Source organism: Sphingomonas sp. S-NIH.Pt3_0716, assembly GCF_003950715.1.
GTDB lineage: Bacteria > Pseudomonadota > Alphaproteobacteria > Sphingomonadales > Sphingomonadaceae > Sphingobium > Sphingobium yanoikuyae_A.
This window is the reverse complement of the sequence record NZ_QLJK01000003.1, coordinates 90,502-114,180: the sequence shown is the minus strand read 5'-3', so window position 1 is coordinate 114,180 and position 23,679 is coordinate 90,502. Positions and strand designations below refer to the sequence as shown.

24 protein-coding genes and 1 riboswitch are annotated in these 23,679 nt (G+C 66.4%); of the genes, 7 read left to right on the top strand and 17 right to left on the bottom strand.

Annotated features, from left to right (window positions below):
* Positions 1-94: 94 nt before the first annotated feature.
* Positions 95-334: riboswitch (cobalamin riboswitch) on the bottom strand.
* Positions 335-364: 30 nt separating this feature from the next.
* From BRX37_RS03260 to phhA, 7 genes are read right to left on the bottom strand one after another with little or no spacing between them, the layout of a single operon-like run.
* The gene (locus tag BRX37_RS03260; RefSeq protein WP_125985494.1) at positions 365-742 is read right to left on the bottom strand and encodes a Rieske (2Fe-2S) protein; all 378 of its coding nucleotides are present in this window, start codon (positions 740-742) and stop codon (positions 365-367) included.
* Complete coding sequence (maiA, locus tag BRX37_RS03255; protein ID WP_125985493.1) at positions 739-1,383, bottom strand: maleylacetoacetate isomerase; 645 nt, start codon at positions 1,381-1,383, stop codon at positions 739-741. The genes BRX37_RS03260 and maiA overlap by 4 nt, the downstream gene beginning before the upstream one ends.
* The gene (gene fahA / locus BRX37_RS03250; RefSeq protein ID WP_125985492.1) at positions 1,380-2,672 is read right to left on the bottom strand and encodes a fumarylacetoacetase; all 1,293 of its coding nucleotides are present in this window, start codon (positions 2,670-2,672) and stop codon (positions 1,380-1,382) included. Before fahA ends, maiA begins: the two co-directional genes overlap by 4 nt.
* Complete coding sequence (gene hmgA, locus BRX37_RS03245) at positions 2,669-3,985, bottom strand: homogentisate 1,2-dioxygenase (RefSeq protein ID WP_125985491.1); 1,317 nt, start codon at positions 3,983-3,985, stop codon at positions 2,669-2,671. Before hmgA ends, fahA begins: the two co-directional genes overlap by 4 nt.
* Complete coding sequence (hppD, locus tag BRX37_RS03240; protein WP_004209495.1) at positions 3,978-5,018, bottom strand: 4-hydroxyphenylpyruvate dioxygenase; 1,041 nt, start codon at positions 5,016-5,018, stop codon at positions 3,978-3,980. Before hppD ends, hmgA begins: the two co-directional genes overlap by 8 nt.
* Before the next feature lie 10 nt (positions 5,019-5,028).
* Entirely contained in the window at positions 5,029-6,240 is a 1,212-nt protein-coding gene (locus tag BRX37_RS03235) for an amino acid aminotransferase (RefSeq protein WP_125985490.1), read from the bottom strand.
* Complete coding sequence (gene phhA, locus BRX37_RS03230) at positions 6,237-7,103, bottom strand: phenylalanine 4-monooxygenase (protein ID WP_125985489.1); 867 nt, start codon at positions 7,101-7,103, stop codon at positions 6,237-6,239. Before phhA ends, BRX37_RS03235 begins: the two co-directional genes overlap by 4 nt.
* A 94-nt stretch (positions 7,104-7,197) precedes the next feature.
* Between phhA and BRX37_RS03225 the strand changes: the two genes are divergently transcribed.
* On the top strand, positions 7,198-7,683 hold the full coding sequence (locus BRX37_RS03225) for an Lrp/AsnC family transcriptional regulator (protein WP_004209492.1): 486 nt from the start codon (positions 7,198-7,200) through the stop codon (positions 7,681-7,683).
* 46 nt (positions 7,684-7,729) lie between these two features.
* On the opposite strand, the gene BRX37_RS03220 is transcribed toward BRX37_RS03225, so the two are convergent.
* Both BRX37_RS03220 and BRX37_RS03215 read right to left on the bottom strand, forming a co-directional pair.
* Positions 7,730-8,716, bottom strand: coding sequence for an alpha-ketoacid dehydrogenase subunit beta (locus BRX37_RS03220; RefSeq protein WP_125985488.1), 987 nt, complete (start codon positions 8,714-8,716; stop codon positions 7,730-7,732).
* A complete protein-coding gene (locus BRX37_RS03215) occupies positions 8,713-9,708 on the bottom strand; it encodes a thiamine pyrophosphate-dependent dehydrogenase E1 component subunit alpha (protein ID WP_010335430.1) in 996 nt (331 codons plus the stop codon). Before BRX37_RS03215 ends, BRX37_RS03220 begins: the two co-directional genes overlap by 4 nt.
* 204 nt (positions 9,709-9,912) lie before the next feature.
* Between BRX37_RS03215 and BRX37_RS03210 the strand changes: the two genes are divergently transcribed.
* Positions 9,913-10,920, top strand: a complete 1,008-nt coding sequence (locus BRX37_RS03210; RefSeq protein ID WP_125985487.1) for a zinc-dependent alcohol dehydrogenase family protein — start codon at positions 9,913-9,915, stop codon at positions 10,918-10,920.
* A gap of 16 nt (positions 10,921-10,936) precedes the next feature.
* Positions 10,937-11,236: a hypothetical protein gene (locus BRX37_RS03205; RefSeq protein ID WP_017500048.1), complete on the top strand. Its 300-nt coding sequence runs from the start codon at positions 10,937-10,939 to the stop codon at positions 11,234-11,236.
* Between the two features lie 129 nt (positions 11,237-11,365).
* On the opposite strand, the gene BRX37_RS03200 is transcribed toward BRX37_RS03205, so the two are convergent.
* Positions 11,366-13,054 carry an FAD-dependent oxidoreductase gene (locus BRX37_RS03200; RefSeq protein WP_125985486.1) on the bottom strand — a complete coding sequence of 563 codons (1,689 nt, stop codon included), beginning with the start codon at positions 13,052-13,054 and terminating at the stop codon, positions 11,366-11,368.
* Between the two features lie 134 nt (positions 13,055-13,188).
* On the opposite strand from BRX37_RS03200, the gene BRX37_RS03195 reads away from it, so the two are divergent.
* Positions 13,189-13,989, top strand: coding sequence for an enoyl-CoA hydratase/isomerase family protein (locus tag BRX37_RS03195; RefSeq protein WP_125985485.1), 801 nt, complete (start codon positions 13,189-13,191; stop codon positions 13,987-13,989).
* A gap of 55 nt (positions 13,990-14,044) precedes the next feature.
* Here BRX37_RS03195 and BRX37_RS03190 read toward each other — a convergent pair whose 3' ends face one another.
* The 7 genes from BRX37_RS03190 to BRX37_RS03160 form a co-directional block, all read right to left on the bottom strand.
* Positions 14,045-15,148 (bottom strand): Gfo/Idh/MocA family protein, encoded by a 1,104-nt coding sequence (locus BRX37_RS03190; RefSeq protein ID WP_125985484.1) that lies wholly within the window; start codon positions 15,146-15,148, stop codon positions 14,045-14,047.
* Between the two features lies 1 nt (position 15,149).
* Positions 15,150-15,380: a biotin/lipoyl-containing protein gene (locus BRX37_RS03185; protein ID WP_004209482.1), complete on the bottom strand. Its 231-nt coding sequence runs from the start codon at positions 15,378-15,380 to the stop codon at positions 15,150-15,152.
* A 118-nt stretch (positions 15,381-15,498) separates the two neighbouring features.
* The gene (locus BRX37_RS03180) at positions 15,499-16,152 is read right to left on the bottom strand and encodes a carboxymuconolactone decarboxylase family protein (RefSeq protein ID WP_125985483.1); all 654 of its coding nucleotides are present in this window, start codon (positions 16,150-16,152) and stop codon (positions 15,499-15,501) included.
* A 22-nt stretch (positions 16,153-16,174) separates the two neighbouring features.
* On the bottom strand, positions 16,175-16,477 hold the full coding sequence (locus tag BRX37_RS03175; RefSeq protein WP_125985482.1) for a DUF1330 domain-containing protein: 303 nt from the start codon (positions 16,475-16,477) through the stop codon (positions 16,175-16,177).
* 17 nt (positions 16,478-16,494) lie between these two features.
* On the bottom strand, positions 16,495-17,844 hold the full coding sequence (locus BRX37_RS03170; protein WP_318276587.1) for an MFS transporter: 1,350 nt from the start codon (positions 17,842-17,844) through the stop codon (positions 16,495-16,497).
* A 161-nt stretch (positions 17,845-18,005) separates the two neighbouring features.
* A complete protein-coding gene (locus BRX37_RS03165; protein WP_125985480.1) occupies positions 18,006-19,424 on the bottom strand; it encodes an acyl-CoA reductase in 1,419 nt (472 codons plus the stop codon).
* On the bottom strand, positions 19,421-20,806 hold the full coding sequence (locus tag BRX37_RS03160; RefSeq protein ID WP_318276586.1) for a hypothetical protein: 1,386 nt from the start codon (positions 20,804-20,806) through the stop codon (positions 19,421-19,423). Before BRX37_RS03160 ends, BRX37_RS03165 begins: the two co-directional genes overlap by 4 nt.
* Positions 20,807-20,875: 69 nt before the next feature.
* Between BRX37_RS03160 and BRX37_RS03155 the strand changes: the two genes are divergently transcribed.
* Genes BRX37_RS03155 through BRX37_RS03145 form a run of 3 tightly spaced genes read left to right on the top strand, consistent with a single transcriptional unit; the run spans position 20,876 to position 23,668 of the window.
* The gene (locus BRX37_RS03155; RefSeq protein ID WP_318276585.1) at positions 20,876-21,529 is read left to right on the top strand and encodes a TetR/AcrR family transcriptional regulator C-terminal domain-containing protein; all 654 of its coding nucleotides are present in this window, start codon (positions 20,876-20,878) and stop codon (positions 21,527-21,529) included.
* Positions 21,530-21,581: 52 nt separating this feature from the next.
* Positions 21,582-22,808 (top strand): MFS transporter, encoded by a 1,227-nt coding sequence (locus BRX37_RS03150; protein ID WP_125985477.1) that lies wholly within the window; start codon positions 21,582-21,584, stop codon positions 22,806-22,808.
* On the top strand, positions 22,805-23,668 hold the full coding sequence (locus tag BRX37_RS03145; RefSeq protein ID WP_125985476.1) for an SDR family NAD(P)-dependent oxidoreductase: 864 nt from the start codon (positions 22,805-22,807) through the stop codon (positions 23,666-23,668). Before BRX37_RS03150 ends, BRX37_RS03145 begins: the two co-directional genes overlap by 4 nt.
* Positions 23,669-23,679 lie beyond the last annotated feature (11 nt).

Here is a 23,679-nt window from a genome sequence, read left to right as displayed (position 1 = left end):
TTGTTCGCCCGCAGATGCGTGACCGCGCGGCTCCAGCCGCCAACCTGTCGCTCAGACGGAACACCGTGCCCCGGCCATCCCCTGGACCAAAGCAAGAGCGACCTAAACGCCGGCAGGTCTCCTGGCTTGCGGGTCATAGCGGGAGGAACGGCCTTCCCAGGCCTCGCAAGATTTAGCGTCCGGCCCAGTGGCTGCCCTCCCGGCTGGGGAGGGCGCTGTTCATCACGCTCGCCGCTCACAGTTGCAGGGACAGCTGCGGACTTGGATGCCATGGCATCCGCACCGCCTTCCCATTTTAAGCCCCCGTGGGGGCACCGGCGCGATCATGTCGGGACGATGCGAAGCGCCGTCCCTGGGCCGGTTCCTAGTCGCTTTGGGCAGCGGTGACAATCCAGCCATCGGCGATGCTGAGCGGCCAGGGCGCGATGCGCTGGCCGACGCATGGCCCACCGACGCAGACGCCATCGTCGCGGCGAAACAGGGCCCCGTGCCAGCTGCATCTTATATGGCTGCCATCCGGGGTCAGATAATCGTCCAGCTGCTGCGCCAACGGCAGGCAGGCATGGGGGCATTGATCGACAAAGCCGCTGACCTGGTCACCATCCCGCACGGCAAAGCCATGGAAGCGGCCGGCGCGCATCTGCAGCACGAAATTGCGTGCCTTGCCGTCGGCAATCTGGTCGATCGGGCACAGGCGCACGCCCGCCGGCGTCGCGAACAGGCGCGTGTCGGCGTCGCTCATGCGTCCGCGTCGGGCTGGCGATCGGGGTGCGCGGCGGCAAAGGCGGGGAGCGCGCATGCCGCCGCGTCCACGGCGCACAGCCGCGGAAAGGGCGTCAGGTCGACGCCGAAGCGCCGGGCATTGTAGAGTTGGGGCACGATATGGCAGTCGGCGAAGCTGGGCGCGTCGCCGAAGGCATGGGTGCCACCATGGCGCGCGACCAATGTTTCGAGCGCGGCCAGCCCCTCGCCGGTCCAGCGGGCGATCCAGGCGCGGACCTGATCCTCGCTGGCACCAAAATCCTGCCGCAGCGCCTGCAACACGCGCAGATTGCCGAGTGGATGAATGTCGCAGGCAATGATGCCGGCCATGGCACGGACGATCGCGGCATCGCCGGGATCGGCGGGCAGCAAGGGCGGCTGCGGCCAGCGCGCCTCGATCCATTCCAGGATCGCGCCGCTCTGCGTCAGCACGCTGTCGCCATCGACCAGCGCGGGCACCAGCCCCTGCGGCGCCAGCGCCCGATAATCGGGCGCGCGCTGCGCGCCGCTGCGCAGATCATGGGTGACCTGTGTATAGTCGATGCCCTTCAGGCCAAGGGCGATCCGCACGCGATAGCTCGCGCTCGACCGCCAATAGCCATGAAGGATAAGGTCGCTCATCGCGCCGGCACGATCATCGCGCGGCATTCGCCAAAGCCGATCGACACATGGCCGGGGGCGGACGCGGTGGCGCGTAATGTCACCTCGTCGCCATCCTCCAGGAAGCAGCGCGTCTCGCCCGATGGCAGGCTGATCGGCTCGCGGCCGCCACTGCTGATTTCCATCAGGCTGCCATAGCCCTCGCGCGTCGGGGCGGAGATGGTGCCGCTGCCCAGCAAGTCGCCGGGCATCAGGTTGCAGCCATTGGAGGCATGATGGGTGACGATCTGGCTGACGGTCCAGTACATGTTGCTCGCCGGCCCCTGGCTCAGCCGCATCGGCGGCTGGCCTGCGTCGCGCATCGCCTGGGTGGAGAGATAGACTTCCAAGGTCAGCGCCAGCGCGCCATGGGCCTGGTCATCGGCATCGCTGAGGTAAGGCAGCGGCGCCGGGTCGCCTTCGGGCCGGGGCGGCTGGGCGATGCGGAACGGCGCCAGCGCCTCGGGCGTCACCACCCAGGGTGAAATGGTCGAATGGAAATTCTTGGCCAGGAAGGGCCCGAGCGGCTGATATTCCCACGCCTGGAAGTCGCGCGCCGACCAGTCGTTGAGCAGGCAGAAGCCGGCGACATGATCGGCCGCCTGGCCGATCGGGATCGGGCTACCCAGATCATTGCCGGCGCCGATCCACACGCCCAGTTCCAGCTCATAGTCGAGCCGGGCAGTCGGGCCGACCACCGGAACCTCGGCCTCGGGCGGCTTGCGCTGACCACGCGGACGGACCAGCGGATCGCCCGACGGGCGGATCGAGGAGGCCCGGCCATGATAGCCGATCGGCACATATTTATAATTGGGCAGCAGCGGATTGTCGGGCCGGAACTGGCGGCCGATATTGTTGGCGTGATGAATGCCGACATAGAAGTCGCTATAGTCGCCGATCCGCGCCGGCAGGTGCAGCGTGCAGTCCGCCGCCCGGTGCAACAGCGGTTCGACCGCCAAGCGATGCGCCGGGTTCGACAGTAGCGCGCCGATCCGGCGGCGCAGGGTGACCCGCTCCGTTACCGGCAGCGCCATCAGGGCATTGAGCTGCCCATCCAGCAGCGGCGCGCAATCGATCAGCCCGGCGCCGACACAGGCGGCCAGGTCCAATATCGCGTCGCCGATCGCGACACCGGCGCGCGGCGCAGCTCCTGCGGGCGAGAACAGGCCATAGGGCAGATTCTGGATCGGGAAGTCGCCATGATCCTGCGCGCTGTCGACCCAGCTGGTGCGGGCGGGATCATGGGTCTCGTCTATGTGCCAATAGCTCATGGGGTCTCGTTCATCGGGAGAAGCTGGGCCTTGCGGAAGCCGGACCAGCATTCATCATAATCGGGTTGCAGCAGCGGGCTTTCCATCGCCCAGCGCGTCGGGCGCAGCACCATGCGGCTTTCGAACATGAAGGCCATGGTGTCGGCGATGCGCTGCGGCGCCAGGTCCGCGGCGATCGCCCTGTCATAGCTGGCGCGGTCGGGGCCATGGCCGGCCATGCCATTGTGCAGCGACGCGCCGCCGGGCGCGAAGCCGCCCGCCTTGGCATCATATTCGCCATGGATCAGCCCCATCAGCTCGCTCATCACATTGCGGTGGAACCAGGGCGGCCGGAACGTGTCCTCCGCCACCATCCAGCGCGGCGGGAAGATGACGAAATCGATATTGGCGGTGCCCGGCGTCTCGCTGGGCGAGGTCAGCACCGTGAAGATCGAGGGATCGGGATGGTCGAAACTGACCGTGTTGATCGTGTTGAAGCGGGTGAGGTCATAGCGCAGCGGCGCGAGATTGCCGTGCCAGGCGACGACATCGAACGGGCTATGGTCCAGCATGGTTATCCACAGGCGGCCCATGAACTTCTGTATCAGGGCGAATGGCCGCTCGACATCCTCATAGGCCGCGACCGGCGCCTCGAAATCGCGGGGATTGGCGAGGCCATTGGCGCCGATCGGTCCCAGATCGGGCAGGCGGAAGGGCGCGCCGTAATTTTCGCAGACATAGCCGCGCGCCGTGCCCTCGATCAGCTCGACCCGGAAGCGGACACCGCGCGGGATCAGCGCAATCTGCAACGGCGCGACGTCGATCACGCCCAATTCGGTGACGATGCGCAGCGCGCCCTGCTGCGGCACGATCAGCATCTCGCCATCGGCGCAGACGAAGGCGCGATCGACCATCGAGGCGGTCGCGGCGTAGAGATGCACGGCGCAGCCTTGCCCGGCCGCGACATCGCCATTGCCGGCATAGCTGGTGAGGCTGTCGATGAAATCGACGTCATCCGCAGGCAGCGGCAGCGGGTTCCAGCGCAGCCGGTTGGGTGAGGGCGGCACTTCGTCGAACGGCGCGCTGCGCAGCAAGGCTGCAGCATCATAAGGCGCGAAGGATGGATGCGATGCCGCCGGCCGCATGCGATAGAGCCAGCTGCGCCGGTTCTCCGATCGTGGCGCGGTGAAGGCGGTGCCGGACAATTGCTCGGCATAGAGGCCATAGGGCACGCGCTGGGGCGAATTGCGCCCCACCGGCAGCGCGCCGGCCACCGCCTCGGTCGAAAAATGATTGCCGAAGCCGCTCATCATCCGGGGCGGCGCGTCACTCATCGACGGTGATCACGCCGCGACGGATCTGGTCCAGCTCGATCGATTCATAAAGGGCCTGGAAATTGCCATTGCCAAAGCCTTCATTGCCCTTGCGCTGGATGATTTCGAAGAAGATCGGGCCGAACATCGTCTCGGTAAAGATCTGCAGCAAGATGCCCTCCTCGCCGACATTGCCGTCGATCAGAATGCGGTTGCGCTTCAGTCGTTCCAGATCCTCGCCATGGCCCGGCACGCGCTGGTCGACCAGCTCATAATAGGTCTCGATCGTGTCCTGCAGCCGCACCCCGCGGGCGCGCAGCCGCTCGACCGTGTCATAGATATTGGCGGTGGTGAGCGCGATATGCTGGATACCCTCGCCATTATAGTCGCGGATGAACTCCTCGATCTGGCTCTTGTCGTCCTGGCTCTCGTTCAGGGGAATACGGATCGCCTTGTCCGGGGCGATCATCGCCTGGCTGAACAGGCCGGTCGCCTTGCCCTTGATATCGAAATATTTCTGCTCCTCGAAGCCGAAGAGGGTGCGGTAGAATTCGCTCCACACCCGCATCTGGCCGCGCTTCACATTGTGGGTCAGATGGTCGAGCAGGTCGAGGCCGACATTGTTGCGCGCCTCCGCTTCCCGCCAGCCGGGATATTCCGCCCAGTCGGCATAGGGATCGCCGCCATCGGGCATGAAATAGAGGTAGGAGCCGCCAATCCCCTGGATCACCGTGTCATTCTCGTCCGTCGGCTTGCCGCCATGGTCGAGCGCCCAGCGCAGCGCCGCATCGGGATCGGCGACGCGAAAGGCCATGGCGCTGGCCGAGGGGCCATGTTCGCCACGGAACGCAGCGACGCGCCCGGCATCGTCGCGATTGAGCATCAGGTTGATCCGCCCCTGCTTGTAGCGGGTGATGTTCTTGGTCGGGTGCCGGTGGGTCGCGGTGAAGCCCAGCTGCTCGAACTGGGCGGCCATCTTCTCGGGCTCGGGCGAGGTGAATTCGACGAACTCGAAGCCGTTGAGGCCCAGCGGGTTGGCGGGATCGATGGTCATGGCGGGTTCCTCAGGCAGAAGGCAGGTGCGGCGAAAGGCCGGCGACAAAGGCGGGGATGGTGTCGAGCCGCAGCCCGGCGATGTTGATGCGGCCATTGCCGGCCATGTAGATGCCATGGTCGGCGCGCATGGCGGCGACGGCGGCGGCGCTGACCGGCAGCATCGCGAACATGCCGCGCTGGCCGGCAATGGGGGCAAGCTGCGGATGGGCCGCCGCCAGCGCGGTGCGCAGCGCATTGATGCGGGTGCGCATCTGGTCGAGCTCGTCCGTCCATTGCGCGCGCATCGCCGGCCGTTCCAGGATGGTGCGCACGATCGCCGCGCCATGATCGGGCGGCATCGACCAGATGCCGCGCGCCAGCGCGACGATGTTGGAGAAGGCAAGCATGGTCAGCGCGGCATTCGCCCCCTGCACCCACAGCGCCCCCACCCGCTCGCGATAGAGGCCGAAATTCTTGTCGCAGCTATAAGCGACCAGCGCATCGGGCACGGCGGCCAGCACCTGCCGCGTCGCGGCAGCGTCCGCCTCCAGCCCGTCGCCCAGCCCCTGATAGGCAAGGTCGATGAACGGGATCAGGCCGCGCGCCGCGCACAGATCGGCGATCGCCGCCCATTGATCGGCGCTGAAATCGACGCCGGTCGGATTATGGCAGCAGCCATGGAGCAGCAACACGTCGCCGGCCTGCGCCGCGGCCAGATCAGCCAGCATCGCGTCGAAATCGACCGCGCCGGCGCCATCCAGGAAACGGTGCGAGGCCAGCGTCAGCCCGGCCTCGCGGAAGATCGGCGCATGATTGGGCCAGGTCGGATCGCCAATCCACACGGTGGCGCCGGGACGGGCGCGGGCGATCAGGTCGGCGCCCAGCCGCAGCGCGCCGGTGCCGCCCGGCGTCTGCACCCCGGCAATCCGGTCCGAACCGGCGAGCGGACCAAAGACGATGGCGGCGAGCAGATCGACAAAGCCCGTGTCGCCCTCCGGCCCGAGATAGGATTTGCTGCCCTGATCGGCCAGCAGCACCGTTTCGGCCGCCTTCACCGCGCGCATCACCGGGGTCGCGCCCGCCTCGTCGCGATAGACACCGACGCCCAGGTCAATCTTGTCGGCGCGCGGATCGGCGCGATATTGCGCGATCAGCCCCAGCAGCGCGTCGGGTGCCTGGCGATCGAGCGCACCGAACAGGGACCGGCCGGGTGCCGGGGCAAGAAGGGTCGTGTCTGTCATAGTACCTCAGAAGCGCGGGCACGGGCATAGGCCTGGGTGCCACGGGTGTAGATGATGTCGGTGTCGGCGATCGCATCGGTCGCGAAATCGGGCTGCCCCGCCAGTTGCGCATAAAGCGGGGCGAAGTCGGTCTCGACCGTCTGGCGCAGCAGATCCTCGAAACTGTCGATGACGAAATAGCTCTGCTGATAATCGTCGATGCGATAGAGGGTGCGCATCAGCCGCTTGAGATCGAAGCCGAGCCGATTGGGCGAGGGATCGTCGAGCGCAAAGACGGATTCGCCATAGGAGGAGACGATGCCCGCGCCATAGAGGCGCAGCCCCTCGGGCCGGCGAATGAGGCCGAATTCGACCGTGTACCAGTAGAGCCGGGCCAGCCGCTCGATCGCGCCCAGGTCGGCGGCGCGCAGGCCGCCCTCACCATAGGCCTCCATATAGTCGGCGAAGACCGGATTCGCGAGCAGCGGCACATGGCCGAAGACATCGTGGAAAATGTCCGGCTCCTGCAGATAGTCGATCTGGTCGGGGGTGCGGATGAAGCGGCCGGCGACGAAGCGGCGATTGGCCAGATGCTCGAAAAAGACCCGGTCGGGGACCAGTCCCGGCACGGCCACCACCTGCCAGCCGGTCGCCCGCATCAGCCGATCGGACAGTTCATCGAAATTGGGGATGCCGGGGCGGTTGATGCGCAATATATCAAGCCCGGCCATGAACTCGGGCACCACCCTGTCAGGCAACATGGCGGACTGGCGCGCGAACAATCTGTCCCACATCGCGTGCTCGGCCGCGCTGTACCGGTCCCACGCCTGCGGGATCGTCCAGTCGGCCGCAGCGCCTGCGGGTGGTTCAAGCTCCTCTACCATCACGCCAATCTCTCACAGACTGGGCGTAATTGCCTTTCAATCGGGCAGGATTTACAAGGGATTTTGCGAAATTAATTCACCGATCGGCGACATCATGAACAAATCCGTCAATCTCGATGCACTCGACCGCCGCATCGTCGCAGAGCTTCAGCGCGACGCCTCGCTCAGCAATGCGGACCTGGCCGAACGGGTCGGCAGCACCGCCCCCTCCTGCTGGCGGCGGATCAGGGCGCTGGAGGAGATGGGCGTGCTCAAGGGCGCGGTGCGGCTCGCCGATGCAGAGAAGCTGGGTCATGCCGTCAACATCTTGTGCAGCGTGCGGATGAAGAGCCACACCAGCGAAAGCGTCGACGCCTTCCACGCCTTTGTCGAGGCCCATCCGCAGATCATGGAATGCTACCTCATGTCGGGCGAATGGGACTATCTGATGCGGGTCGTGGCCTCCGACGTCGCCGATTACGAACATTTCCTGATGCGCAACCTGCTCAAACACCCCTCGGTCGGCGGCGCTTCCTCCCACTTCGCCTTGTCGGTGACGAAATTCACCACGGTGCTGCCGGTGGGGGAAGCGGGACGGTAGGAAGAAAGCGGCCGGAGCAATTGCTGCCCCGGCCGTCTTCCGATCTTCAGGCCATCAGCGCCTTGACCGCTTCGGCCACGCGCTCGGGCGAGACGATATAGGCGTCCTCCAGCACCTTGGCGAAGGGCACCGGCGACTTGGGCGCGCCCAGACGCCGGACCGGGGCCTTCAACTGGCCGAACAGTTCCTCCGCAATGGTCGAGGCGATCTCGCCGCCCGGACCGAAGTCGCGCACCGCCTCATGCACCACCAGCGCCCGGCCGGTCTTGGCGACCGAGGCCAGCACTGCTTCGCGATCCCAGGGCGATACCGTGCGCAGATCGACCAGCTCGACCGAAATGCCGGCCTCCGCCAGCGCCGGCAGCGCGGCCTGGCAGCGCAGCACCTGCGACGACCAGGAGACGATGGTGATGTCACTGCCTTCCTGCACGATCCGCGCCTTGCCCAGCGGAATCGGCGTCGCGACCTCATCCACCTCGCCCGGAATGAACAGGCTGCCGGCGGATTCGATGAAGATGCAGGGATCGGGATCCTGGATACAGGACAAGAGCAGCCCCTTGTAATCGGCCGGAGTCGAGGGCGCGACCACCTTGATGCCGGCGGTGTGGGCGAACCAGCCTTCCAGATGGTCGGCATGCTGGCCGGCGGTCTGCCAGCCCGCGCCGGTCAGGGTGCGGATGGTGATCGGCACCGTGCTCTGCCCGCCCGACATGAAGCGCAGCTTGGCGGCATGGTTGAAGATCATGTCCATGGCGACAGTGGTGAAGTTCATCAGCATGATCTCCGCCACCGGCTTGTAGCCGGCCAGCGCCGCGCCGATCGCCGCGCCGATGATCGCCTGTTCGGAAATCGGCGTCGATTTGACGCGATCGTCGCCGAAGCGGGTCGAGAGGCCAGCGGTCGCGCCGGTGACGCCGCCGCCCTCGCGGTCGGCGACATCCTCGCCCAGCACCAGCACCTTGTCATCCTCCGCCATCGCCTGGGCGAGCGCCGAATTGACGGCCTGGAGCGAGTTCATCTTCTTGGCCGTCATGCGGGCATCTCCTGGGCAAACACATCGCGGCGCAGTTCGTCGACCGACGGCAGCGGGCTGGCCAGCCCGAATTCCTGGGCATCCTCGACCTCGGCCTCGATCTTCGCCTGCATGTCGGCCAGCTGATCCTCGGTCGCGTGGCCCTGTGCCACCAGCCATGCCTTGAAGGCGGGCAGCGGATCCTTGGCGATCGCCGCGGCCTTTTCTTCCTTGGTCATGTACTTGTCGTCGTCGCCCAGGACATGGCCCAGGAAACGGAAGGTCTTGCACTCCAGCAGGGTCGGCCCCTCGCCCTCGCGGGCGCGGGTAATCGCTTCATGCGCGGCGGCATACATGGCGAGCGGATCATTGCCGTCGACCGTATGGCCGGGCATGCCGTAGCCGATCGCGCGCTTGGCGATGAAGTCGACCGAGGTGCCATTTTCGTAGCGCGTATGTTCGGCAAAGCCGTTATTCTGGCACACGAAGATCACCGGCAGCTTCCACACCGACGCCAGGTTCAGCGCCTCGTGGAAGGCGCCGATGTTCGATGCGCCATCGCCGAAATAGGCAATCGTCACCCGCTTCGATCCATCCAGCTTCGCCGCCCAGGCAAGGCCATTGGCGATCGGCATGGAGGAGCCGACGATGCCGGTCGTCACCATCACCCCGGTTTCGGGATGGGTAAGGTGCATCGGCCCGCCCTTGCCCTTGCAGGTGCCGTCGACCCGGCCGGCAATCTCCGCCCAGAGCGGGCGCAGCGGCATGTCCTTGGCCACCATGTCGTGGATGCCGCGATAGATGGTGCAGATCTTGTCGTCATCGGTCAGCAGCGACGAGATGGTCGCGGGGATCACTTCCTGCCCGCGCGCCGAATAATAGGGCATGACCAGCCGCCCCAGGCGGATGGTCTTGCGGATCGCGTCGTCGTTGCGCTCGATCCGGATCATGCGGCGGTAGATGTCCACCAGCGCTTCCTGGCTCGGCGCCGGGGCGTTGCTCAACTCTGCCATGGGTTCCTCGATGGCTATGGAATGTGCCCCCTGCATTGGCTGTCGGGCATCGGGGGTCAACTCGCCCCGGCGATATGTGCCCCCACGGCCCAAAAGGCGCGAAAATGCGTCGCTTTTCCGCGCGATTTCGCTCCACCGATATGCGGCCGGCGATGCTTGCAATGCGGTCCGATCGGCTCAAGCTGGCAGCAGGGAGAGCGCGCGATGACGAACATGCTGACCGCCGTCGCCAGGGGCGGCGAAGGGATTGAGGGGATCGCGATCCACAGCGTGCCGATCCCGGTTGCGGGCCCCGGCGAGGCGCTGGTGCGGCTCAAGGCAGCGACGCTCAATTTCCGCGACCTGATCATCGCCCGCGGCATGATGGCGGGGCTTGCCAAGGAACCCGACTATGTCCCCCTGTCCTGCGCCACCGGCGAGGTGGTCGCGGTGGGCGAGGGCGTATCGCGCGTGAAGCCGGGCGACCGGGTCAACCCGATTTTCGCGCTGGGCTGGCTGGAGGGGCGACAGCCGAGCATGGCGATGCTGGGCGGCAGCGCCGACGGCGTCGCGCGTCAATATGCGGCCTTTCCGGCCGAAAGCCTGTGCATCGTGCCGGACGCGCTCGGCGATCTGGAGGCCGCGACTTTGACCTGCGCCGGCCTCACCGCCTGGAACGCGCTGTTCCTGCCCCGCCCGATCCAGCGGGGCGAATGGATATTGTGCCAGGGCACGGGCGGCGTCTCGATCGCGGCATTGCAATTTGCCAAGGCGGCCGGTGCTCATGTCGCCATCACCTCCTCCTCCGACGCGAAGCTGGCGCGCGCCCGCGCGCTGGGCGCCGACATCAGCGTCAATTATCGCACCGATCCCGACTGGCCGGCGGCAATCCGCCAGGCGCTGGGCGGACGCGGTGTCGACATCGTGGTCGACGTGGTCGGCGCCAGCCAGGTGGAAACCGCCGCATCGCTGCTCAACCCCGGCGGGGTGATCGCCGCGATCGGCATGCTGGGGTCCGATTTCAGCTGGCACCTCGCCGATGTCGGCGGCCATCCGGTCGCCCGCATCTCGGTCGGCAACCGCGCCGAGCATGCGGCGATGCTGGCCTTTTGCGCGCAGCATCGCATCCGGCCGGTGGTCGATGCGGTCTATGATCTCACCCGTCTGGCCGATGCCTGCCGCCATCTGGAAAGCGGCCAATTCTTCGGCAAGATCGGGATAAACCTACTCTAAATTCTGGAACGGACGCATGGACAAGAATGAAAAGGCGCGCGAGGCGGCCGAGCGCGTGCTGCAACTGGAGGCCGAACTGGAGGCGGAGGGCGATGCCCGGACGGGCGGCGACGAACTCGCCCATTCGCGCGCGGTGCTGCACCAATGGGTCGATACGGTGGTCGCGGTCGTGGCCTCGCCGGGGGTCGGCCGCGTAACGCTGATCCACGCCGATGGCGGCCAGACCAAGATCGCCTCGCCCAGCCTGCCCTTCCTGCTCTCGCGTCCGGCCCGGTTCGATGCGCAGGATGAAAATTCTCCGTCCGACGCGGGTTGAAAGCGGCCAGCGGCTTCCTATCTGTAAATGGTCCCGGCCAGCCCCCTCAGGCCGAGACATCTTACCAGGCCCCCGGCGCACTCCCCCCGCGTCGGGGGCAATGGTTTTCCGGGCTATTCCCTTCCTTCGTTACTGATTTTCCAGCCCCGCCGCATGGCGCGCGGCGATATAGCCGAACACCATCGACGGCCCGATGCTGGCGCCCGCCGCGACATAGACATTGCCCATCACCGATGCGGTGGTGACGCCGGTGGCATAGAGGCCGGGGATCGGCGCGCCCGCGCCATCGACCACCCGCCCGCGTTCATCGGTGACGACGCCGCCATAGGTGCTGACATCGCCCGGCACGACCGGCACGGCGTAAAAAGGCCCCTTCTCGATCGACCCCATGGAGCGCTCCGCGGAAAAGGGATCGCCGACGAAGCCGCAATTGTCATAGGCGCGCGCGCCGCGATCGAAATCCCCATCCTTGCCGACCGCGACGAAGCCGTTCCAGCGCGCCACCGTCGCGGCCAGGGTGGCGGGATCGGCACCGATGCTGGTCGCCAGCCCCTCGATCGTGTCGGCGCTGTGCAGATAGCCGCTTTCCACCCAGCCCTCGGGAATCGCCTTGTCGATGAAGCGGCCGGCGACGGCATAAAGTTCGACATATTGACGGTCCAGGATCGCCCAGCTCGGCACCGCCGGCACCACCGCGTTCCGCCGGACCATCGTTTCGCAATACAGCTCGTAGCTGCCCCCTTCATTCATGAAGCGGGTGCCGCCCTGATCGACCAATATGGCGTGCGGCTTGCCGGTCATCGACTGGGCACCGGGCGCGACATAGCCCTTGTCCCAGCCGGGCGCGGGGGTGAGCTGATAGCCGACCATCTGGTCCATCTGTGCCAGCCGGCCGCCGATCCGCTCCAGTTCCTGCTGCATCTCGCCGGTGTCGCCCTCGGGCGTCTGCGACCATTCGGCGCGGGTGCCGGGCATGTAGCGGTCGCGCATCGCCTGGTTGCGGGCAAAGCCGCCGGCATTGACCAGCACGCCCAGCCGCGCGCCGATCCGCCAGGGCTTGCCGTCCTTCACCGTGACGACGCCGGTGGCGATCCCCTCCTGCACGACGATCTCGCTTACCGGCGTATCGGTGCGGACATCGGCGCCGGCAGCCAGCACGGCTTTCAGCATCCGTCCCTGCAGCGCGGCCCCGGCCGTGGTATATTTGCGGCCCAAAAGCTTGTCGCGAATGGTGCGCAGCGCGATCTTGGCCATCAGCTTGCCCGATGCCCTGTTGGTGCGACGATGGCCCTGCGCCTCCATCCCCTCGACCAGCGTGACGTTGAATTCGGCAAAGCCCTGACGCAGCCGGTCGGCCCAGTCGCCCAGTTCCTTGCGGTTGAAGGGCCTGGCCACCACGGTGCGCGACGTCTTGCAGCCGCCGGGCTGCTCATCATAATAATCCGGCCAGAAGGTCGAACCGCGTTGCAGCGCCACCCCCTGATCCACCAGGAAATCGACCGCGCGCGGCGCCTGCGTCACATAGGCGAGGCGCTTCTCGCGCGAGGTGCCCGGCGCCGGGTGGCCATCGAGCGCCTGCAGCGCGTCGAGATAGGTCATCGCCGCCTCGGCACTGTCCGCCTCGCCATCGGCTGCCATGAAACGGTTGGCGGGAATCCACATGACGCCGCCCGACTTGGCGGTGGTGCCGCCGATCTTGTCGGTCTTTTCCAGGATGACGACCGACTTGCCGGCCTGGCGCATGACCAGCGCCGAACTCATCGAACCGGCGCCGCTGCCCACGACCACCCAGTCGAATATCTCGTCGAACCCGTCCATGCGCCGCTCTCCCTTTTCTGTTCATCCGGGCTATCGTGCCGGGGCGATGATGGGGAGGGCGAAGCCACGCTCATCGCCACGGCGACGTTGGAGCGGCGCGGCGCCATGCTAGAGCGAGGGCCAAGGAGAGACGCATGAACCATGACCTGCCCGATTATCGCACCATCCTGCTGGAGCGGCGGGGGCGGCTATTGGTGATGACGCTCAACCGGCCGGAAGCGCTGAACGCGGTCAATCTCGACCTGCATGACGAACTGCCCGAGGCGCTGGCCTTTGCCGGCCGCGACAATGGGTCGGACGTGCTGCTGCTGACCGGCGCCGGGCGCGCTTTCTCCGCCGGTGGCGACATCGCCCATATGGAGCATAATGCCGCCAATCCGCATCTGTTCGATCATGAAGCGCGGCAGGCGAAGCGGATCGTGTCCGCCCTGCTCGACATCGAAAAGCCGGTGGTGTGCCGGATGAACGGCCATGCCGTCGGGCTGGGCGCGTCGATCGCCTTGCTGTGCGACATCATCTTTGCCGCCGAGGGGGCGAAGATCGGCGATCCGCATGTCGGCATCGGCCTGGTCGCGGGCGATGGCGGTGCAGTCATCTGGGCACAGCGGATCGGCCTGGCCAAGGCGAAGGAATATCTGCTGACCGGCGAATTGCTGAGCGCGGCCAAGGCGGCGGAGATCGGCCTGATCAACCATTGCCTGCCGGCCGATCAACTGGACGGGGCGGTCGATGCTTTTTGCGCCAAGCTGCTGGCCGGCGCGCCCAATGCGATCCGCTGGACCAAGATCCTGACCAACATGGAATTGAAGCGGATCGCCGGCGCCGTGATGGAAGCCGGCATCGCCTATGAATCGCTCAGCGTCCGCACCGCCGATCACCGCGAGGGGATCGCCGCGCTCAAGGAGAAGCGGACAGCGAAGTTTACAGGGCGATAGGGGCGATTGGACGAGCGTGATGACCGGCCCGTCTCTCATCGCCTGCTAACGAAGGTCAGATAATATCCGCCACGCGCACCCAGCGGCGTTCGGCACTGGAGATGCGAATCGCTTCCTGGATGCGTTCGACCTCGAGCGCGCGGGCGAAGTCCGGGGCGGCCACGCCGCGGCCGTGGATCGCCGCCACCATGGCCTGCATCGACAGCGCCATCGGATAGCTGGGCTGGGGCTCGCTCTGCCAGTCGAGGGCGATGCCGGGCGTCGTCTTGAACGCGTCAGGCAGCGCGACATCCTCCAGCGTGCCGCCCAGTTGCCCGGCGCGCAGCGTGCCGTCGCGCGCGGTCGGGAAAGTGGGCGAGGTCGAGACCATCCGCCCTTTGTCGCCGAACAGGTCGAGCAGGAAACCGTCATGCAGCGCCATGCTCCAGCTGATCTGCATCTGCAGCACCAGCCCGCTTTCGAAGCGCAGGATGACATTGGCGAGATCGGTGGTTTCGGGCGTGATGGTGTCGCCGTCCGGGAAGGTCCAGCGCTTGAGTATCTGACTGTCGTCGGCGACCAGTTCGGCGATCGGACCGAGCAGGTGGAGCAGCAGATAGAGCGCGTGGCTGCCATTGTTGCGCACCGCCGACACACCCTGCCCGGCCTGCGCGAACCAGTTGTATGGGAAAAGCTTGTTGGGCTGGTTGAACAGCGAGATGTTGAAATGGCAGGTGCCGCCGAGTGACGCGCCGATATGGCCGTCGTCCAGCATCGCCTTCATCTGGCGCAGGGCGGGCAGATATTGCGAGAAGGCATCGACCACGCCGATGCTGGCGCCGTCCCTCCAGGCCGTATCGATCGCCTTGGCCCCGGCCCAGTCGGGGGCGTGGGGGCTGGCATTATAGACATGTTTGCCATGGGCGAGCGCGGCCAGCACCATCGGCAGGCGGACGCTGGGCCGAGTGCCGAGGTCGACAATGTCGATGTCGGGATCGGCGCACATCTCCTGCGCATTCCAGAAGGCACGCGGCAAGCCGAGCCGCTGCTGCGCGGCGCGGGCCGTCTCCTCGCGCGAGGTGCATATCGCCGTTACCTCGACGCCGGGAATGGCGCGCCAGGCAGGCAGATGCGCGAAGGCGCCCCAGGCGGCGCTGACGATGCCGACGCGCAGCACCATCTTATTCGATCGTGCCCAGAACGGTGCCGACCTCATAGGTTTCGCCCGGCTGGGCGATGATGCGCAGCGTGCCGCTGGCCGGGGCCTCGACCTCGTTCGCCGACTTGTCAGCTTCCAGCAGATAGAGCGGCTGGCCCTCGGTAACAGTCGCGCCGTCTTCGGCCAGCCATTCGGCGATCTGCGCCTCGGTCATGGAAAAGCCGATCTTGGGCAGCAGGATGTCGGTGGCCATGGTGTGTCCCCTTTGAAACAGCGAATATCTGTTCCCCTGCTATCGCGCCTTTGGCGGCGGACAATGCGCAAAAGCGGCCCGCCGCCGCCATATCACCGGCGCGATAGGATGGCCCAGATCAATAGCCGCGCGTGTCGGTCCAATTGTCACTTTCGCCCGGCTTGAAGGTCTTGCCCGGCGTCCTGCCCGATCCGGTTTTGAGGTCGAAGCCGATCGGGTCGGCGCCGCCTTCGATACCGACGCCGAAGGAGGAGAGCGCCCAACTGGTCATGACATAATGGCCGATCGAGAAGACCAGATCCATCTTCTGCCGCGTGTCATAATGGGCGCCCAGCCCGTCCCAGGCGGCGTCGCTGATCTTGCCGTCCTCGATCAGTTCGTCGACCGAGCGCAGCACCAGCGCATCTTCCTCTGCCCAGTCGCCGCCTTCGGGAAAATCGCGGATCGCGCCGATTTCTTCCAGGGTGATGCCGGCGTTGAGCGCATAGCCGACATGATTATGCCACTCATAGGCCGAGTTCACCCGCCAGGCGACGCGTAGGATCAGCAGTTCGAGCGCGCGCGTCGACAGGCTGTTCGCCATCAGCAGATGCTTGCCCCAGATATTATAGACCTTCCCCAGCGGCGGATGGTTGGCCATCACCATCATGACATTGGTCTTGGAGCCCTCCTCCCAGGCATTGGGTTCGCCCCAGAAGGCGAAAACCTCGCGCGCGTCGTCGGTCCACTGGTCGCGCGGCAGATGGGAAATACGGGGGGTGATGTCGGTCATGATGCGTCCTTGATGGAGAATCTCAAAGTCCCTCGACCAGCAGCACGCGATAGGGCGCTGCCTTCATCCGATAGGGCAAGGCCGCCTGATATTCAGGGCTGTCATACCAGGCGCGGGCCTTGGCGGCGTCGGGAAATTCCAGGATGATCGCGCCGTCCGCACCCTCGCCCTCCAGCAATTGCTGCGCGCCATAAACGGCGAGCGGACGGATGCCGTAATGGGCAACGAAGGTCGCGGCATTGGCGCGGTTCATTGCGCTATAGGTATCCATCGCGTCCTGATCGGCGATCGGGCCTTCGCGGGTGACGATCATGTAGGCGGGCATCGGCAGCGCTCCTCGCGTCAGTGGATGGCGGCGGGCATGGTGCTGCGGTCCCAGCCGCCGGCCGCGGCGAAATCTTTGCGGCAACTGCGGCTGGAGAACCAGGCGAGGATTGTGCTGGGAATGCCGACCAGCAGCGCCCAGCGCATCGCCATGCCGAGCGAATCCTCGCCATAGACCGGGCGCAGCGCATCGCTGAGCGCGCCCACCAGCACCGGTCCGCCGCCCAGGCCCACGACCTGGATCGACACCATCAGCACCGCGATCGCCGTGGCGCGCGAGCGCGAGGGCACCAGCCCCGCCACCACCGCCATCAGCGGCGCAGCAGACAGGCCGCCCAGCAGCATGTTGAGGCCATAGAGCGGAAAGACGCGCTCGCCCGGCCCGGTCAGGATCATCCAGCCGATCGCGGTGGCGCAGGCGCCCGACAGCATCAATATCCAGACATACCAGCGCATGTCGCGGCGGCCGAGATAGTCGGCCAGCGGTCCGCCCAGCGTATGGCCGATTGCCGAACCGAAGAAGAGCGCGCCGCCCATCTGCAACCCGGCCTGGCTGGCCGGCATGCCATGGGTCCGTTCCATGAAGGCCGGCGCCCAGCTGATGAAGCCCATGGTCAGCAGCGCATTGAGCGACGCGGCGGCGATCAGCGGCGGCAGGGTGCGGATCGCCAGCAATTCGCGCGCAGTCTGGAGGAAGGGCACGGGCCGCGCCTGTTCGGCCGAGGCGCCGTCGGCCAGACCCGATCGGCTGTCGCGCAGGGTGAACCAGACGATCGGCGCCAGGATGAAGCCCGGGATGGAGGCGAAGATCAGCGTCTCGCGCCAGCCATAGGCCTGCACCGCCCAGCCGCCGACGGCAGGACCAAGGAAGGTACCGAGCGACGCGCCGAGCAGGAAGATCGACAGCGCGGTCGCGCGCTGGCGGATCGGGAAGAGGTCGGCGATCCAGGCCTGGGACGGCGGGGTGAAGCCGCCTTCGCCAAGGCCGATGCCGGCGCGGCCGATCAGGAGGATCCAGAAGCTCTTCGCCAGGCCGCAAACGATGACAGCGGCGCTCCACACGGTGGCGGCGATGGCGACGATCTTGCGCTTCGACCAGCCATCGGCCAGCCGCGCCAGCGGAATGATGGCGAGGATATAGACGATCGCGATGATCATGTCCTTGGCCATGCCGATCGCGGCGTCGGACAGGCCCAGTTCGTGGCGGATCGGCTCCACCATCACCACCATCAGATAGCGTTCGCCCTGGACCGAAGCCGACACCAGCACCATCAGCAGCAGGAAATAGGCGCGATAGGCCATGGAGGGCAGCGCTTCGGGCGGCGTGACGGCGGAAGCCGTGTCGAAATGCGGGTCGCTGTCTGCCATGCGCTTGTCCTCACCTGTTGCGGCGCGGTCGTGGCGCGCGACGATCATGCGGCTGGAGCCGTCTTGTCCGGGCAGGATTTGAAACCGGTTCGACGCGGGAGGCAATGCAGGCAGGAAAGGATCGCTTGCGCGATGGCCCCTCCCCGCCCGGCCAGATAGGATCAGGCGTCCTCGTCGCTCATCCAGTGGACGAAGCGCTGCAGCGGCAACATGCCGTCATGGGCGCCGCCCATCACATGCTTGGCCGCGCCGCCGAGCCGCACGACGCGCTGCGCCCCGGCGCTGGCGAGGCGATCGCGCAGCGCGAGTTTCCGCTCGGGCGGATAGATGCCGATCGTCTGGGTCGCGACATTCACATGGCGGACCGCCGCATCGAGCGAGGCGACATGGACGACATTGGCGGTCTTGTTGCTCGGATGGAAATCGACCGGCTCGTCGGTCAGGATGACGAGGCCCCGGCCATCGGGCTTGCCCCAGACTTTGGTGTCGTCGCCCATCAGGGTCAGCATCTCGATCTCGTCGCGCACCTCGACCGGCAGCGGATGTGCGACCGCGGACGCCGTTTCGCGATCGAGGCCGAGCTTTTCCTGCAACTTGGCGCAGAAGGCCTCCACCCCGGCCCGGTCGCCTTCGACGAAGATGAAGCGGCTGGCGAGGCAGGCTTCCTGATTCATCGTCGCGACGTCGGTTGCGGCGGCATCGGCGACATCGTCGATCACGGCGGGATCGAACCCTTCCGGCCCGATCATCGAGATCGACGTTTTGGGATCGAACGACACCATCTGGATGCCCGGCCCCAAATATTTGATGACATTCTTGATCGCGTCGCCGCCGCCCCAGGCAACGATCTTGTCGAAATATTGGGGGCGATAGAGCGTGCCTTCGATCCGCTCGTCGCCGCCGCGCCAATAGACCGCCGACATCGACCGGACGACCGGGTGATCGGGATCGACGTCGGCCATGGTGCGCAGCATCGCGACGCAGGTAAACGGGTCGCTCGACGGCATCTTGAAGACGTTGACCGCCTTCACCAACGCGCCCTGCGCGATCGAGGAGATGCAGCCGGTGGGCGAATTGCCGGCCAGCATATGCACCATGCGCGGCGGAAAGGCGCGCAGCGCGCCGCGATTGCCGTGCATGTCGGTGCGCTCCACCCAGCGGTCGAGCGCGGCAGGATTAAGGAAGCTCGATTCGATGCTGCAGCGCAGCCCCTCGGGCGTCAGGAAATGCTTGGCCCGGCGGAACAGATTTTCCACCACCCGGCGCGGCAGCGGATTGACCTTGACCGTATGCTCCAGCGCCGCCTGCAAATAGGGATTGGTCTCGAAATCCATCCGCTGTCCGGCCTCGACCAGGAAATCGATGATCTCGCTGACCGGCACGTCGAGCAGCGGCGGCAGTTCCGATCGCGGCGCGACCAGCGCATTGAGGTCGATCTGCGGCGTCGCGAAATCGACGCCCAGATCGCGCGAGCGATGGCGCACCGCCCCGCCCTCGACCAGCTTGCCGCGCACGAAATGATCGACGCGGATCGGTTCGGCCGCCGTTTCGACCGGCGCCGCCTGTTCAAGCACGCTCATGCCACACCTCGCACATAGGCATCGACGGTGCCCGCGCAACCGATCTTGTCGTCGCCGTCCAGATCGGCATAGCGGGCAATATTGTCGCGAATGGATGGCCCGCTATTGCCGCAGGCACAGGGGCTGTAGTCGACCGATATCCGGTCGCCAGTGATGACTCCGCCCCAGCGGCCGTCGAGCGACAGGTCGAAGAAGGCGGCCCGGCCTTCGACCTCGCCGTCATGGCCGTGATCGATCAGCGCGTCGCCATCCTTGTCCAGGATCATCGGCACGATCCAGGGCGACACATGATAGCGCCCGCCCTCGCGGCATTTGGGCATGCCGCTGTTGAGTTCCTGCATCGAATAATTCTGGAAGTGCCGGCCTTCGGGGATGTTGAAGGTTTCGTGCACGAACTGCTGATAGTCGTCCGGCAGTTGCGCGCGCTTGAGGCCGCCGCCGATATAGATGCAGTTGTCCGGGTTGAAATCCTTGGCGCTATAGCCGCGCTCCCGCACCGCCTTGGCGACATGGTAGAGCGCGTTCCACATGCCCGCGATATAGAGTTTGTCGGCGCGATGCTCGATCATCGCATCGGCGGCGATATGGACGGCGGCGTCCATCGCCTCCTGCCGGAAGCGGGACGTTTCCTCGAACTCGGCAATGTCGCCGGGCAGCGCGCTGCCGTCCGCCATCGCCTTGCGCAGCACGACCATGCGGGTCAGCGAGCCGACGGTGATCGGCGGCACCGGATATTGGAACATTTCCTTGGCGGGATCGCCAAATGCCGCCCGCTGGGCTTCGCCGATAATCTCGTTCTTGGGCACCTTGGCGACCGGGGCCAGGCCCATGATGCGGCGATCCTGCGCCGGCTGCACGCCCGATCCCCAGGCAAAGACATTGACGGTATCGACCTTCGACCAGTCCATGTCCGCCTGCGACGCGATCAGCATCGCCGACTTGCCGGTGGTGCCGCTGGAGCAGGAGACATAATGGCCGGCCGCCTGCAGCCGGGCGATCCAGTCGTCGACATCGGTGATGCCATCCAGGTCGATGTCGGTCACGGGATGGGCGGAAATGGTGTTGAGCCACTGGGTCAGCTTGTCCCAGCGCTGCTGCATCAGCCAGTTTTCGGGATAGCTCTTGTACGCCGTATGCGGGAACAGCAGCTTCACCGCGTCGTCGAGCGAGGTGACTTCGCTGATCCCCGCTTCCCGCGCGCGGTGGCCGAGCAGGCGGATGCCGTCCTTCTTTTCCTGGAACCGCTCGTTCAGCGCCGCGATCTGCGCGTCGCGCAATTCGGCGTAGGGAATGTTGAATCGATAGTCCGAACTGACCAGTCCGGTGAGGCGATCGGCCTGCGCGCCCATATCCTGCTCCTTGCCCTTGTGGCTTCGGTGCATTAATAGCACCTGATGCGTTTCATTATGCATGATTCGCAAAAGGCGGCAAGGGCCATAATGATGCTGGTCATGGACACACCGATTTCAGACCCCCGCCCCACCGCCGGGCGCCCGACCCGCGAGCAGGCGCAGGCGCGCCAGGCCGAAATGCTCGACGCCGCGCTCGACATGTTCCTCGACAAGGGGTTCGAGCTGACGACGATGGAGGCGGTGGCCGCCGCCGTCGGCATGACCAAGCGCACCATCTATGCCCGCTATCCCGACAAGGCGGCCCTGTTCATGGCGGCGGTCGGCCGGGCGATCGCGCGCACCGCCACGCCGCGCGCCGCGCTGGAGGCAATCACCGGCGAGGATCTGGAAACCATATTGGTCGCGATCGCCCGGCTGCGCATCGCCGACCTGTCGACGCCCGAGGGCGTCCGGCTGCGGCGGATCATCACCACCGAATCCTATCGCTTCCCCGACCTTCTGATGCTGTCCTACAGCCAGGGCGCCCAGCCGGTGCACGACCATCTGGCCGACCTGCTGCGCCGCCATGATAGCGCCGGGGCGATTTGCGTGGACCGGCCGGACATGGCAGCCAGCCTGTTCATGACGATGGTGCTGGGTGGACCGATCCGGCTGGTGGGATCACCCCAGCCGATGAGCGCCGCCGAGGTGGATGACTGGGTGCGGGCCGCCGTGCGCCTGTTCCTGAACGGCATAAGGACAAGATCGGACTAGCAACCCCCGGACGGCCCGCAAGAGGCCGCCGGAACCGGATGAGGAGAGGGATATGGGATCGGCCTATTGGGGCGAATTGCGGACGCATTGGCGCCCCCTGCTCGCCGCGACGATGGGACTGGGCTTCGGCATCGGCCTGTCCGCCTATACGATGAGCCTGTTCGCGCCGAAGATGATCGGCGAGTTCGGCTGGGAGAAATCCCAATTCGCCCTGCTCGGCAGTTTCGGCCTGCTGATGCTGATCATGCAGCCGATCACCGGGCGGCTGACCGACCGCTTCGGCGTGCGCGCGGTATCCGCCGTGGGCGTGCTGGCGGGGCCGATCGCCTATCTGGGCTTCGCCTTCCAGCCGGGCAGCATCCGCGCCTTCTTCGCCGTCGCCGTGCTGCAGATCATCCTCGGCACGCTCACCACATCGCCGGTCTATACCCGCATCGTCGCCGAACGGTTCGAGCGGGCACGCGGCCTGGCCTTCTCGATCGTGATGACCGGTCCGCCGCTGGTCGGCGCGGTGATCGCCCCGCTGCTCGGCGGCTTCATCGAAAGCCAGGGCTGGCGCAACGGCTATCTGCTGATGGGCGGCGTCACCCTGGTCTTCGGCCTGATCGCGGTGCTGCTGACGCCCGCCCATGTCGGCGTGCATCCCCATGAGGAGGTCGAGGAAGCAGGGACGCCCGCGCCCGTCGGCAGCCGCGTCATCTTTCGCAATCCCGCCTTCTGGGTGCTGATCGTCGGCATGGTGCTGGTCAATTTCCCGCAGGGCCTCGCCTCCGCCCAGATGAAGCTGGTGCTGATGGACAGCGGCGCCGCGTCGCAGACCGCTTCCTGGCTGATTTCCATCTATGCGATCGGCGTGCTGCTCGGCCGCTTCGCCTGCGGCCTGTCGCTCGACCGGATGCCGCCGCACCATGTCGCCGCGCTGGCACTGGCGATGCCGGCGATCGGCATGGCGCTGATGGCCTCGCCGCTGGATGCGACCATCGTCCTTGCCCTCTCGGTCGCGATGATGGGGCTGGCACAGGGGGCGGAGGGCGACATCGCCGCCTATCTCGTCTCGCGCCGCTTTGGCCTGGGCGTGTTCAGCCTGGTCATGGGCTTTGTCGGCGCAGCGATTGCGGGCGGCGCAGCGCTAGGATCGCTGACGCTCAGCCTCACCCTGAGCATCTGGGGCAGCTATGCGCCGTTCCTGGCGCTCAGCGCCTGCATCACTTTGGCCGGCGCTGCCCTGTTCCTGACCCTGGGGCGCCGTCCCCCCACTATGGAGCCCGTTTACGCATGAGCGACACGCAACGCACCGCGATCGTCACCGGGGCCAGCGCCGGCGTCGGCAAGGAAGCCGCCCGCGCCCTGCTGCAACAGGGCTGGCGGGTGATCGGCATCGGCCGCGACGCCACCCGTTGCGCCGAGGCGGAAGCTGACCTCAGGGCCGAGGCCGGCGGCGATTTCACGATGCTGCGCGCCGATCTTTCCTCCATGGCCGATACCGCAAGCGTCGCGCGGGAGATCGCGACGCTTGCGCCGGAGATCGACGCACTGCTCAACAATGCCGGCGGCGTGGTGGCGGAGCGGACGATCACGCCCGAAGGGTTTGAGGCAACCTTTGCCTCCAACCATCTCGCCCCCTTCCTGCTGACGCAGAAATTGCTGCCCAATCTGCGCGCCGCCGCCGCCAGGCGGGGGCCGGGCGCGGTGCGCGTGATCGCCGTGTCCTCGACCGGGCATGAGCAGAGCCAGGGCATCCAGTGGGATGATCTGAGCTTCGCCGACAATTTCGTCGGTGGCGCGGCCTATTGCCATGCGAAGCTCGCCAATATCCTGTTCACCCGCGAACTGGCCCGCCGCGTGGCCGATGACGGCATCGTCGCCCACGCCATGCATCCCGGCGTGGTCGCCAGCAATTTCGCCAGCCACTGCGACGCGCCGATGCAGGCCTATATGGAATCGATTCTCGACCGGTCGGTTACCCCGGCGCAGGCGGCCGACACATTGGTCTGGCTCGCCAGCGCAGAGGAACCGGGGCGCAGCAGCGGCGGCTATTTCCACCAGCGCGCCGAACTGACGCCATCGGCGGCCGCGCAGGATGATGCGCAGGCATTGAAGCTGTGGCAGGTGAGCGAAGCGATGGTGGCGGGTTTCTAGAGCATCCTCCG